At 58.8% G+C, this 13,145-nt stretch carries 13 protein-coding genes; 10 read left to right on the top strand and 3 right to left on the bottom strand.

Annotated elements, in window-relative coordinates:
* The first annotated feature begins 70 nt into the window (after positions 1-70).
* From IEN85_RS18115 to IEN85_RS18070, 10 genes are all read left to right on the top strand, one after another.
* The gene (locus IEN85_RS18115) at positions 71-997 is read left to right on the top strand and encodes a CheR family methyltransferase (protein WP_224772721.1); all 927 of its coding nucleotides are present in this window, start codon (positions 71-73) and stop codon (positions 995-997) included.
* 159 nt (positions 998-1,156) lie between these two features.
* Entirely contained in the window at positions 1,157-2,740 is a 1,584-nt protein-coding gene (locus IEN85_RS18110) for a sensor histidine kinase (protein WP_191618525.1), read from the top strand.
* Between the two features lie 52 nt (positions 2,741-2,792).
* Positions 2,793-4,061, top strand: coding sequence for an HD domain-containing phosphohydrolase (locus tag IEN85_RS18105; protein ID WP_191618524.1), 1,269 nt, complete (start codon positions 2,793-2,795; stop codon positions 4,059-4,061).
* Between the two features lie 316 nt (positions 4,062-4,377).
* Positions 4,378-4,881: a chemotaxis protein CheW gene (locus IEN85_RS18100; RefSeq protein WP_191618523.1), complete on the top strand. Its 504-nt coding sequence runs from the start codon at positions 4,378-4,380 to the stop codon at positions 4,879-4,881.
* 168 nt (positions 4,882-5,049) lie between these two features.
* Positions 5,050-5,571, top strand: a complete 522-nt coding sequence (locus IEN85_RS18095; RefSeq protein WP_191618522.1) for a chemotaxis protein CheD — start codon at positions 5,050-5,052, stop codon at positions 5,569-5,571.
* 2 nt (positions 5,572-5,573) lie between these two features.
* Positions 5,574-6,416 (top strand): HDOD domain-containing protein, encoded by an 843-nt coding sequence (locus tag IEN85_RS18090; RefSeq protein WP_191618521.1) that lies wholly within the window; start codon positions 5,574-5,576, stop codon positions 6,414-6,416.
* A gap of 154 nt (positions 6,417-6,570) precedes the next feature.
* Positions 6,571-7,086, top strand: coding sequence for a PAS domain-containing protein (locus IEN85_RS18085; RefSeq protein ID WP_191618520.1), 516 nt, complete (start codon positions 6,571-6,573; stop codon positions 7,084-7,086).
* A gap of 1 nt (position 7,087) precedes the next feature.
* Positions 7,088-7,786, top strand: a complete 699-nt coding sequence (locus tag IEN85_RS18080) for a response regulator (RefSeq protein ID WP_191618519.1) — start codon at positions 7,088-7,090, stop codon at positions 7,784-7,786.
* 165 nt (positions 7,787-7,951) lie between these two features.
* Positions 7,952-8,326: a response regulator gene (locus IEN85_RS18075; protein ID WP_191618518.1), complete on the top strand. Its 375-nt coding sequence runs from the start codon at positions 7,952-7,954 to the stop codon at positions 8,324-8,326.
* 273 nt (positions 8,327-8,599) lie between these two features.
* Positions 8,600-10,351 (top strand): SpoIIE family protein phosphatase, encoded by a 1,752-nt coding sequence (locus IEN85_RS18070; protein ID WP_191618517.1) that lies wholly within the window; start codon positions 8,600-8,602, stop codon positions 10,349-10,351.
* Positions 10,352-10,554: 203 nt separating this feature from the next.
* On the opposite strand, the gene IEN85_RS18065 is transcribed toward IEN85_RS18070, so the two are convergent.
* From IEN85_RS18065 to IEN85_RS18055, 3 genes are read right to left on the bottom strand one after another with little or no spacing between them, the layout of a single operon-like run.
* Complete coding sequence (locus IEN85_RS18065; RefSeq protein ID WP_191618516.1) at positions 10,555-10,944, bottom strand: hypothetical protein; 390 nt, start codon at positions 10,942-10,944, stop codon at positions 10,555-10,557.
* 24 nt (positions 10,945-10,968) lie between these two features.
* Complete coding sequence (locus IEN85_RS18060; protein ID WP_191618515.1) at positions 10,969-12,231, bottom strand: tetratricopeptide repeat protein; 1,263 nt, start codon at positions 12,229-12,231, stop codon at positions 10,969-10,971.
* A 2-nt stretch (positions 12,232-12,233) separates the two neighbouring features.
* Positions 12,234-13,064, bottom strand: a complete 831-nt coding sequence (locus IEN85_RS18055; RefSeq protein ID WP_191618514.1) for a hypothetical protein — start codon at positions 13,062-13,064, stop codon at positions 12,234-12,236.
* Positions 13,065-13,145: the final 81 nt, after the last annotated feature.

The following is a 13,145-nucleotide window of genomic DNA, read 5'->3' as shown; positions in this document are numbered from 1 at the left end:
TGGGACTCAAGTTTGCGGCAAAACGCGCGATCTTAAACGACGCCAATAAGTACACCTACTCACCGCACGCATGAGCTTCCGCCTCCCTACGCTAAGAAAAAGCCAGCCAATCGAAAGCGCTGCCAATCCCACCACCAACCAGAAACTGACATTTGGAATGACCCCCAAGGGCAAAATAACGGACCAGGACTATTCCTTCATTCGCGACCTCATCTACAAGGAGACCCGCATCAACCTCGGCGACAGCAAACGCGAACTGGTCAGCGCTCGACTCGGCAAGCGCCTCCGGGCCAACAACCTCGGCAGCTACACCGAATACTGCCAAATGCTGCAATCTCGCCCCAACAGCGGCGAGCTCTACCACCTCATCGACGCGATCTCGACGAACCACACTTTCTTCTTCCGCGAGATCAACCACTTCAATTTCCTGACCAGCCATATCCTGCCCACTTTCGTCAACGGAAGGCTCGGCTCCGGAAAGGAGCTCAAGATTTGGAGCTGCGCCTGTTCGACCGGCGAGGAACCCTACTCTCTCGCAATCGCCTTGGAAGAGTTCCTCGGCAAGCAGCAAGGCTACGACTGGTCCATCCAGTGCAGCGACATCTCCAACCGCGTCCTCGACTTCGCCTCCAAGGGCATCTACGACCGCGACCGGCTCAAGAACGTCAAGGACGAGTGGCTCAGACGCTACTTTCAAAAAGGCGAAAAGCAGATGGAAGGCTACTTCCGCGTGCGTCCGGAAATTTCCCAAAAGCTGAAGTTCCAGCGCCTCAACCTCTTCGCCCAGCAGTACCCTTGGCACCAGAAGTTCCAGGTCATTTTCTGCCGCAACGTCATGATCTACTTCGATCGCGAGACGCAGCAGGAGCTGGTAGGACGCCTCGCCCAACACCTCGTGCCCGGCGGCTACCTGCTGATCGGCCACGCAGAAAGCTTGGCCGGCATCCGCCATCCCTACCACTCCATCAAGCCAGCGATCTACCAGCTTCCCGCCTAGGGGCGAGCGCGCCAGACCACGGTTTCATCCCGTGGACCGCTTCACCAACCGCGAACCGCGGCAGGCTTCGCGTAAAAAAATCGCGAATTGGGCCACTTATTCCCAAAGCCGAGTTGCCAGAACAGGACGAACCCCCAAGCGTCTTGCCTCCATTCGACTTTGAATAACCAACCCATCTGCTCCCACGTGCCCGCCAACGACCTCAATGCTGCGATCCGCGAACTCGCGGGAAACGTTACCGACGAGGCCAAGCTTGCATCCCTCGGTCCAGGCATCAGCTACCTGCTCGAGCTTCCCGGAAGAGCCCCTCGCTACTTTAGCCAAACTGAAAGTGCCTTCCCGCCTGCCTTCTACAAGCTGCTGGACGCCATCACCTCTTGGGACGAGCTGGTCGTAGAAACGCAGCGCGAGGCCTACCAAACCGCCGTCGCCTTGGACCGCTTCGAAGCGGAAGCCCGCTACCGCATACAAGTCAACCGCCGCGGCGAAACCCTGCCCGTCGTGGACTACCGCTCCGTAGTGCGAGACGAAAACGGCCAAGCCGTCGCCATCGCCGGACGCCTCGTCGACGACTCCTTCCGCACAGTCGCTTTCGACGCCTTGGCCCGACGCTCGTGGAAGGAAATAGCCACCAGCATGACCCGGCGCTACTTGCACGATTTCAACAACACCATCGCCGGCATCTATTCCCTAAGCGAACTCTACGCCGAGCCGGGGTCCGACCCCCAGTCTACCGCCGAAGCCATGGGCCACATCCGCGACTGCTCCATTCGGGCCCAGGACCTCACTAAGAAGATTCGCCACTTGACCACCCTCGAGGCCGGACAAAATGGCTATTTCGACCTGGGAACCCTCGTCGAGGAACAGAAGGAGTACATGGAGGCCCTGCTGCCCAAAGGCGCCGCCATCACCGTCGAGCTTGCCCCTGGCCAGCACCCCATCCAACTCGATGCCAACCAGTTCCGCCAAGTCATCCTCCACCTCACCGGCAACACTGCAGACGCTTGCGGCGAGGATGCCCAAGTGAAGATCGCCGTCTCCTCGACCACGCTCGAGGGACGAGCCTGCGGCGTCATCGAATTTTCCGACAACGGCAGCGGCTTCAAGCCGGAGGACTTGGAGAGGGCGACCACTGCGTTCTACTCCACCAAAGGAAGCGAAAACCATCCCGGCCTCGGCCTGAGCATCGCAGAGAAATTCGCAACGGAGCTTGGTGGCTCCATCACTCTGGGCAACAACCCCGACAAGGGCGCTCAAGTCCGCATCGTGCTGCCCCTGCTCGAAAGAGAAACCAAGGAACCTGCGGTGCCAGCTGCCGACGCGGCCCCCGCGGCGCCAAAGAAAGCGCCTGTCGCAAAGGCTACCGCTCCTCGATCCACTCCTCCCAAGATCCTCATCTACACGTGGGAGGACATCACCCGACATCCCCTGCTCATCGCCATGCAAAACGCCGGCTGGGACACCCGCGTACACCTCGAGCCCGGACTGCTGCTGCTCGACCTACTGCAAGACGGCCCTCAGCTCGACGGCGTGCTCGTCTTCAAGAGCGCCTTGGACGAGAAGGCCGATCCGCTCGTCTCGGAGCTCGGCCATGCCCGCAATTGCGACAAGGTCGCTCTCATCGCCCTGGGCGAAAGCGTGGACGCCCTATCAGTTTCTACAAAAAGGATTTGCGGATTGGTCGCCGCCGGATCATCAAAACCTTCCGCCTTGCTCAACAAGCTCGCCGCCTACTTCAACTGATCTCCCCATCCAGAACGCTTCGCACGGCTAACCGACTTCCCAGACCGCACCCATGAGATTCTCCGAGCCGAGATCCAGCAACATCCTCGTTTTGGACGACGACGACATCGTCCTGCTTGCTATGAAGGAGACCCTCGAGCGCGAAGGGTACCAGGTCACCGCCTTCACCAGTCCCAACGAAGCGATCAAGGCGGTCGAAACCAACCGCTTTTCCACCATCATCTCCGACCACCGCATGCCGGAGATGACCGGCCTCGAGTTCCTCGACCTCTGCAAGCAGAAGCAGCCCAACGCCTCCCGCATCCTCATCACCGGCGTGCTCACCCTCAACACCGTGGTGGAAGCGGTCAATAAAGGCGAAATCTTCCGCTTCCTCGCCAAGCCGTGGATCCGAGAGGAACTGCTCGCCACCGTGGAAAACGCCGTGCAACGCTACGCCTTGGTCGAAACCAACGAAAAGCTGCAGGCCGACACCCTCGACCTCAACGAGAAGCTGGTCGCCAGCAACACCGCTCTCGAAGAGAAAGTCCGCCAGCTGCAAGAGCAGACCCTCATGCTCGACGAGGCCAACCAAGCCCTGGAGCGGAACTTCAAACATTCCCTCGAGATCTGCTTCCGTCTTATCGAAGCCTTCCACCCCATCCTCGGCCAGCAGACCAAGTCCGTCGTTTCCATTTGCTCGGAGATCGCAAAGTCCGAGCTGCTCGAGCCTCGCGAGGCGGAAGTTCTCAAAGTTGCGTCCTGGCTCTACAATCTCGGCCGCATCGGCCTACCCCGCGACCTCGTCTCCAAAAGCCTCAAGGATGCCCAAAGCCTCGACGAGTCCGAGGAAACGCTGCTCCGCCACTACCCCGTCTACGGACAAACGCTCGCCTCCTTCGTGGAAAACCTCAACGAGGTCGGGCTCGCCATCCGCTACCACCGCGAACGCTTCGACGGGCTTGGCTACCCGGACCAGCTCAGCCGGGAGAGCATTCCGGTGCCCGCTCGCCACCTCGCCGTCGCCATCGGCTTCGTCGAGTGCAACCTGCCCCGCGACCAAGCCCTCGAATTCATCATCCGCGAGTCGGGGCGCGCCTATCACCCCGAGGCCGTGCGGCTCTTCATGAAGAGCTCCAACCTCACCAACCTTCCCAAAAAGGTAAGAGAAATCACCCTCGCCGAGCTGGAGCCCGGCATGGTCTTGGCCAAAGGCATCTACAGTCCCTCCGGCCTCTTGCTCATCCCCGAGGACAAGCGCCTCACCGGCGGCATCATCTCCAAAATCAAGGAGCACGATTTCGCCAACCCCCTCACCCAACGCCTCATGGTGTTCCGCTGAGATCCGAAAACCGCCGGCCCGCGCATGGAAAGCGCAACCTCAGTTTTTTTCCAAGCGCTTGGCATGCAAGCCTGGCTTCCGCACAGGATGCGTCTGGAGACGCTCGTAAAAATGCCTCACTAATTCCCTCCCTTGGGCGGAAAATTCGTAAATCAAATGCGCGTGGCATCACCGAGACGCCCACTCCTCAGCTGCCGACCAAGACAATCTCCATAGCGGACCGCGTCAGCAGCCATTTTGTCCTTAAGGAAAGCGATCCTCGGACCGATCTAGCTCATAATAAATCGCATTCCCACAATTCCACCGAGGAATAATTATGAGCAACCTCACGTTTGACGACACAACCACTCACTCCTCCTTCTCTTCCGGCAAGTTCCTCACCTTCACCCTAGCGGAAGAGTGCTACGGAGTCGAGGTACTCAAGATTCGCGAAATCATTCGCATGCAGAAGATCACCCCCGTACCGCAAATGCCGGAGCACGTGAAGGGAGTTATCAACCTGCGCGGCAAGGTCATCCCCGTCGTCGACCTGCGCGTCAAATTCAATCTCCATGCAGGCGAGGCCACCGAGCGCACCTGCATCATCGTCGTCGACGTCGACGGCGGACAAGGCGTCAACCAACTCCTCGGACTGGTCGTCGACGCCGTCGAAGAAGTTCTCAACGTCACCGAAGGAGACGTGAAGCCATCCCCTGACTTCGGAACCCGCCTCAGCACCGAATGCTGCTTGGGCATCGCACGCATCAAGGACAGCGTCAAGACCCTGCTCGACATCGAAAAGGTGGTCTCCAGCGAACTCGAAGACGCTCTCGGCTTCTAGCCTCCACTTCTAGGAACCGCTCCCTCGCGCCGTCGAGCCACCCAATCCCGGGCCCGACCGCTTTCCTGCTGAACATCCCCAGAAGACCCGAACTATGCCCCAGAAATCGAGTCCTCCGCCACGCTATACGCACCCTCTAGAACTCTCACAGACAGACATTTAGACCAAATGAGCGGAGCCCCTACTCTCCCATCCCTTTTTCAGCAACGCGTCGTCGTTGGCGTCGGCGACCTTGCCGTATCCAACAACGCCAACGTCAACCTCAGCACCTTTGCCCTCGGATCCTGCGTCGGGATCATCGTCTACGACAAGGAGGTAAAAGTCGGCGGACTGATCCACATCATGCTGCCCGACTCCACGCTTTCCCCGGACAAGGCGCAAAAACAACCCGCCATGTTCGCGGATACCGGCATGCCCATCATGTTCCGTAACCTTTGCGGCTTGCGGGCAGAACGCCGACGCATGCGAGCATTCGTGGCCGGAGGCGCTTCTGTCATCTCCGGCTCAGACATGTTCAAGATCGGCGAACGCAACATCCTCGCCGTCAAGAAGCTGATCAACGCCCTCGGCATACAAGTCGTGAAGGCGGATGTCGGCGGCGTCAACAACCGCACCATCCACCTCAATGTCGGCACCGGTGAGGTTACCCTAAAAACCCCCATCGGAACCTCCAAAATAAGCCTCGCCTAGCCATGACAGTAGAAGAACTCATCCAGAAAACGGATACGCTACCCCCGGCTCCTGAAGTACTCCCCAAGCTCGTCAAGATCATGAAAGATCCTGACGCGGACTCCAGCGACATCGTCCAGCTCATTTCCACCGACGCCGCCATCATGGCCGGCGTGCTCAAGCTCAGCAACTCCGGAGCCTACTCGCCCCCTTCCCCCGTCACCGACCTGCAAGACGCCGTGGCCATGCTCGGCATCAAGGAAGTCTACCGCATCGTCAACCTCGTCTCCAGCGGAGACTACCTCGACGGAGCGCTTCCCAGCATGGACATCGGCAAAGGCAGCCTCTGGGCTCATTCCCTCGCGGTCGCCCTCATAATGGACCAGATCGCCAAGGACGCCACCGACATGGAAGGCCTCCCCTACACCCTCGGCCTGCTGCACGACATCGGCAAGCTCGGCATGCACCTCGGCTGCGGCGAGCAGTACGTGGACATTTTCAAGAAAGTAGAGACCGAGCGCCTCAGCCTCGACAAGGCGGAAAGCCAAACCCTCGGCTTCGACCACGCCCTGGCCGGCTCCAAGATGCTCGAGCAATGGTCCTTCCCCGAGGAGGTCTACGTGCCCATCCGCTACCAGTACAACCCGATCGAGGCTCCCGAAGCCTACCGCAAGCTCGCTGGAGCCCTGCACGTCGCCAACTGGGGAGCCGCCGTCATCGGCTGCAACGACGGACGCGACAGCTGGGCCCTCGACATGATCGAAGGCGCCTTCGAAATCGAGCAAAGCCAGCTCGAGCTCGCCATCCTCAACGCGAACGAACACCTCGAGAAAGCCCGCAAGGCGCTCGGCGTAGGATCAAACTAGGGCCGCTTCCGCTCGCCCACCGCGAGAGCCAGCCGCCCCAGTAGAACACCCTACGGAAAGAAGGGCTCGCTTTGAGTAGTTTCCGCTAAAGCTCCGACCGTCCGGGACGATGATACTCTCGAGTATCCTCCCGAAAGAGAACGCACGCTCGCACATGCAACACGACGACAAGCTCCTCCAAGCCAACCTTCCCGATGCCCTGCAAAGCGCCATCGAAGAGATCGACGGAGCCTTCGACGTCCCCAAGCAGCTCCTGCAAGCAGACGTCAGCTCATTCGAAAGCCTCGAATGCTGCGTCTTCGCCTACTTCGCCCGCGACGACGTCTTCTACCTCAACCAAAAGGGACGCGAGCTCCTGCGCCGCAAGCAGCCGCGCTTCGAGCCCCAGACCCAATCTCCTCCTCCCCTGTTCTGGCTGGAGGACGACTCAAACCTACAGGCGGCCGACGACTTCGTGGCCAGCCGCCAACGCCCTATTTTCGAAACCCGCGAGCTCGTCACCCTCTCCTGGGGAAAGACTTGGCTGCACGGCAGCAAGTTCCCCATCCGCTCCGTGCTCGGACAGCCCCTCGCCATCCTGTTCGCAGGACACGAGGTTCCCCCTTCACAACAAATAAAGCTCGTGGCGGAGCATTACCAAAACGCCCAACACGGCACCGGAAACAACTAAGATGAAGAAGAACGTACTATTGGTAGAAGACGATCCCGCGCTGCGCATGGTCATGCGCGAAGTCCTCAAGGACGAGTTCGACGTCGACGAAGCCGACAACGGAGACGACGGCATCCACAAGGGACTCTCCGAATCCAACGACCTCATTATCCTCGACTACCACCTCCCCAAAAAGGACGGACTGCAAGTCATCGAGGCCGTCAAGGCAGCCCACCCCAACGTGCCCGTCATCGTGCTCACTGGCTTTCTCAACCCCGATTCCGAAGCCCAGTTCAACCAGCTCGGAGCCAACAAGATCTTTCCCAAGCCCTTCAACTACCGCGCCTTGCTCGAGGTGGTACGCAACCTGACCCTCAGCCAAGGCATCGCTGCCGAGAAACCTGCGACCGCCCCGGCAGCAGAGGCGCCAAAGCCGCTCGCCAACAAGGCTCAGCTCGCTCCCACCGAGGCTGAACTCTTCGCCGACTCGCTGGCCACCGTGGCCGCTCTCGCCGAAAAGTTGGAATTCCTCCAATCCGTGACCGAGAAGTACTGGATCGAACCCAGCGACATATCCACCATCCGCGAATCCGCTCGCTGCATGGAAGGCGAAATCCAGAAGTTCTACGGCAAGGTCAACAACACCCTCTTCGACGCCGGCGGCTTCACCTCCCCACTGCTCACCCAATCGAAAAAGCCCAACCTCTCAGGCAACAACTGAGCCACTGTAACAAAGCGGCTAATTCACCTGAATACGTAAAAAAACACCTCAGAAAAATCGCCTAAAGCCGATTGATAGAAACAGACCTGAACTTGGCTAAGCCTTCCTACACGCCAACCGAGTTCCCTACCACTCACCCTAAATAAGCCACTCAGCTTCAGGAAAATGAAAATTCTAATCGTAGACGACGATCCCGCAATCCGACTCCTACTCTTCACAGTCTTCGGCGAAGAGCACGACGTATCCGTGCTCTGCGATGGACACAACGCTGTGTCCGTCCTTTCCGATCCCAACCACCAATTCGACGTCGTCTTGCTCGACCTCAAGATGCCCCGCCTCTCCGGCGAAATGGTCCTCGAATTCCTCTCCGGTTGGCAGAACATCAAGACCAAGTTCATCATCATTTCCGGTTTCCACGACGAAGCCCGCCACTTCAAGTACCCCAACTTGGTGGCGACCTTGGCAAAGCCCTTCAACATCAAGGAGCTCGTACGCATCGTAGAAACGTCCCACCAGAGCGCGGCGGCCAGCGGAGCCTAGCAGGCGACAACACTTTCAACGTATCAGCGGTCCGGATACCTTCCGGACCGCTTTTTCGTGTAATCAAACGTAGCTCCGACGTCCGCGCTGCAAGATCCGACCTCTACGGCCGCTGGCTCGTAGCTCAGCGCTACGCCGCATGCAACATGCGACCCGTGACACAAGACTAGGCAAATAGAACTAATCCGAATCTGCATTTTTCAGGAGGATTCACTCTAGATTTGCTAATTGCGACTTGCTGCTTATGTTTCGCGAATTGGATTCCCCGTTTGAATGAAACCTGCCGAAACCATCCTTGCAGCAACCCTCCAGCGCATTGGCCAGCCAGCCGGAAGCGACGACAGGGAGATCACCCTCAGCCAAGCCGAGGTCGATCGCATGCTCGAGGAAGCCTACAACATGGGGATCAAGGAAGGCAGGAAAAGCCTCTTCCACGAAGACGAGGACATGGGCACCCAGCTCTTCCAGCAGCTCATGGAGTCCCTGCCTGACCATGTCTACTTCAAGGACCTGCAAAGCCGCTTTATCTGCGTCAACCGCTCCATGGCCACCTACCACGGAGTCGGCGAACCCTCCGCCATCGTAGGAAAGTCCGACTTCGACTTCTTCGAGGCCAACTCCGCCCGAGCCAAGTTCGAGGACGAGCAAGAGATCATCCGCACCGGCAAAGGATGGAGCTTCAAGGAAGAGCTTTCCGTTCACGAAGGAAAAAAGGAGCGATGGGTCATCTCCTCCAAGCTCCCCCTCTACGATCCCAACGGAAAAATCTGCGGCACCTTCGGCCTCTCGCGCGACATCACCAAGCAAAAGCGGGCCGAGCAAGAGGTGTTCCGCCAGCGGCGACTCCTAGAGACCATCATCCAAATTCTCCCTTGCCGCCTGTTCCTGCGCGACCGGGAAGGCAAGTTCATCCTCGTCAACCAGGAATACCGCAAGGTGGTAGGCATCCCGCTCGACCTCGATATCACAGGGAAACTGCTCACCGACGTCGTCAACGACCCACGAGCCGACCGCGTATTGGCGGAAGACCTACAGGTCATCGAAACAGGCCAGGCCGTCACCAACAAGCTAGAGTACGACAAAAGCATTCTCGCCGGTAACCGCTGGGTCCTGACATCCAAGGTTCCCCTGCGCACCCAGTCCGACAAGATCGAAGGAATCGTCGGTATGTCCCTTGACATCACCGAACAGAAAAAGGCGGAGGAGCTCGCCCGCAAAGCGAAAGAAGCCCTGCAAGCCAAGAACGAGCAATACGAAGAGGAGCTCCTAGTGGCCCGCCAGCTCCAAGAGCAGCTCATGTCCATGGGCTTCAACCAGAGCCGTCTGTATTCAAAAGACGGCGACAATTGGAATTTCCGAGCCTGCTACATCTACAAGCCCAGCCACCACCTCGCGGGCGACTTCTTTCACCTCATCCCCGTCGACGAAAATCGCATCGGCGTGCTCGTTTGCGACGTGATGGGCCATGGCGTGAAGGCCGCCCTGGTCACCATGCTCATCCGCGGCCTGATGACCGAGATCCCAGATATCCTCGGACATCCTTCCAAGGTCCTGCAACACCTCAACGAGACCATCCTTTCTCTCGCCGAAGACGAGGAATTCCCCCGTTTCGTGACCGCCGCCTACCTCATCGTCGATTTGGCCAAGGGCGAAGTCATCCTCGCCAGCGCCGGCCACCCCTGTCCCCTTCTCAAGAACAACGAGTCGGACTTCCAAGAGTGCCCTTGCGACATCGTCGGCCCCGCCCTTGGGCTCCTCGGAGGAGAACCCTTCGGCGACACCCGCTTTCCGCTCGACAGCGAATCGGAGCTCTTCCTCTTCACTGACGGCATCATCGAGCAAAGCACCGCCACTGGAGTCGACTTCGGCAAGGACGGGCTTGTGCACGCTCTCGGACTCGCTACCAGCCGCAAGATCGACGAACAACTTGATCACGTGAAGACCTCCCTGGCGACAGCTCTGGGCGGACGCCCTTCCAACGACGACATCTGCGTCGTCGCCCTCAAAATTTCACCCAACACGTAAAGCCGAATTCGACCAAAACGGTATCCTGCAATCGCGAAGGCAGGGCTGTCTAGCCCAGACAGCCGCGTTGCAGGATCATATGTCCACGGCGGACTGGGCCAGTCCGCCCTACCGGGAAACAGGTTTAATCGCACCTAGTAGCAAGTGGCCTTGCGCCACGGTCGTTCGGCTGCATCGCCGATCGGAGCCAGACAGCCACGAAGCTATTTGGCAAACTTGCCGTACGCCCGCGCCACCTGGCCAGGAGCCACCTTGGAATACGCTTCCTTCATGCGCGGCGGCAAGGAACACTTCAGAAGCAAGCGCTCGTTTTCCCGATCCACGATCATCAGCTTCATGATCTTGTCACGACACTCCTTGACCAAGGGCGAGAGGATGGGCGAAACCGGTTCATCCGACTCGTTTATCATCCGCAGAAGCTCCAGCCCCTTGTCCAAGACACCGACGAACTTCTTTTTCTTTTCCAAAAACTCCTCGCTCGGAGGCTCTCCCGTGGAGCGCATCAATTGCCCTTCTTCGATGAAGAGCTGATGCAGGTCTGAGCACAAACGCACGTGTTCGCGCAAAATCGCTTCGGTCTTGGCTGGGTTCATGGAAACGGGATGAAGAACAGGGTCTTACTGGGCCTTCAACAGTTGAAGGCGAGCCACAAGATCATCTTCCCAGTTCAAGTGTTCAAGCCTCCATTGCGCCATCTCCTTGAGAGAACGCAGGTTCTCGCTCAGATCCACATCGGCAACGAGCTGACCGCCCTCTGGATTCAGAATTTCTTCGTAAGCCAGCTTAGCCTTCTCCGGCAACCCAAGGCGCTCGAAACAAAGGCCGATCTGATGGATCGCCGGCCAACGCCACCCTGGGGCCGCGCTGTAGCGAGCCAAGGCCTGGTAGATGGTCAGGGCGCTGCGGAAATCGCCGTTCTCGTAGAACTCGTTGGCAAGCTCGTTACCGGTCCGACGTTTCCAATAGTCGGCGTCGCTCACGTACCCCGCTTCCAGGTTGGTCTGTGACTGCAGGATGTTGACCACCTCGCGCAAGGCCTCCGGCTTGCGGTTCAGCTTCTCGTAGGACTTGGCCAGCAAGTAGCGCAACTCCGGGTTGTGCGGGCTTTCTGGATACTCCTCCAAAAAATGCTTCAAGTGCGATACCGCACGCTGGTAGTTGGCCAGCTCATACAATAGATAGCACATGCGATAGTGAACGCGTAGGCGCTCCACGGGCCTCAGCTCCAAACGAAAAAGGGCTTCGTACAGCCGATATGACTCCTGGAATTCCTCGCGTTCCTTGTGCGTTTCCGCAATCGCCAGCTTGGCGTTGAGAGAAACCTGGCGGTACTTCTCCAACTGGTCGAAAGAAACGTTCAAAGAGGAATTCAGCACCTTGTAGTAGCGAGAAATCGCCAACTCCTGAGCTCCCATCTCGCGATAGATGTCGCCGAGCTCCATGTACACTTCCGGCAAGCGCCGGCTTTCAGGAAACTCCGTAGCCAGGCGCTCGAAAATGGCTGCCGACTTGGGAAACATTCCCGCCTTGCGGTACAGCTCGCCCATCTTGGAGAGCACCAGCTCCTTCTCCGGAACCTCGGAAGGAACCCCCAAGGCCGCTGCGAAGTATCGCTCCGAAAACTCGTAGTCGCCCCCCTTCCATTCCGTGACCGCCGCTTCGTAGTAACGCATGACCTGCTCGGAGGCGAGCTCCGGATCCAGCTCCCGCTTTGGCTCTACGATGACGATCCGATGCGGGTCGTAGGCTGGCTTGCCCTCGGCATGCTCGCCATCCGCCGGCTTCTTGTCGCTCGATGCAGGAGCAGGCGACGAGGCAAAAAGCGGCCCAGCCAAGAGGGACGCAAAAACGAGGGTCGTGACGTTTCGAAATATATTCATCGCTATTCTTTCTTCAGGGTCGCCGAACTCTTGATGGTGGTCGTGTTGGGTGTCGCCGGGTTGAAGGGAACCATCGCTCCCGCCCTCCCCGCATGGGTATCCGTCTCGAAGAAGATCAACACTTCTTCAGGCCTCAAAACCGTGGAGCGCTGCTCCTCCAAATCGAAGTGCTCCACCAGCTCTTCATGGCTGGTGCTGCGCGTTTTGATCTTACCGGAAACCACCTCGTGCGGCTCCATCTCGATGACGATCTCGGAGAGCATGGCCGCCTCCTGCAACTCGTCCTCCGTTAAATGAGTCTCCAACAGGTAGGGCACGTACTCGTGGGAAACGAAATTAAATTCCGGAAGGGCCGGCGACGGAGGCCGAGCGTTGACCGGATCCGCATCCGAAAAACGCAACGCCGGCGGCAGGTCCACCGTCAAGTAACCATCCTTCAGGCTTGGCTTCTTCCTTTCGCGACCGCCGATCAAGATAAGCCCCGAGCGCCGCTTGCTCCCACTGCGAACGCGGGTGACGCGACGCTCCTTATCCGGGGCCGCCCCACTCTCCTCAAGCTGTTCCTCGCCGGCATCGCCCTCGAAAGCCCTCAGCGAATCTTCCGGCGCAACTTCCTCCGTCACGTAAGCATCTTCCTCCCCGAAACCCTCCACCTCGCGGGTGTCCTGCGACGCGTCCCTATCATGAGACGCGCGAGCCCGCTCGATCTCCGTCCAGCCTCGGCGGTTAGCCCGCACTTGCCCCAGCTCCAGCGAAGCGCCCCAAGCCGAAACGGACAGCCCCCAAAGTAAGACTTTGGCAATGAACGATTTAAGGATAATTTTTCGAGTCATGGTCACGTTCGGTCAACAGATCGCGGAGGCACGAGATCCCCCATCCCCCTATATCGGTAGTTTCCTCCTGCTTCTTGAGTA

The sequence above is a fragment of the Pelagicoccus enzymogenes genome (assembly GCF_014803405.1).
Lineage (GTDB): Bacteria > Verrucomicrobiota > Verrucomicrobiia > Opitutales > Opitutaceae > Pelagicoccus > Pelagicoccus enzymogenes.
Note: the sequence above shows the minus strand (reverse complement) of the source record. Positions and strands in the feature narration are given on the sequence as shown.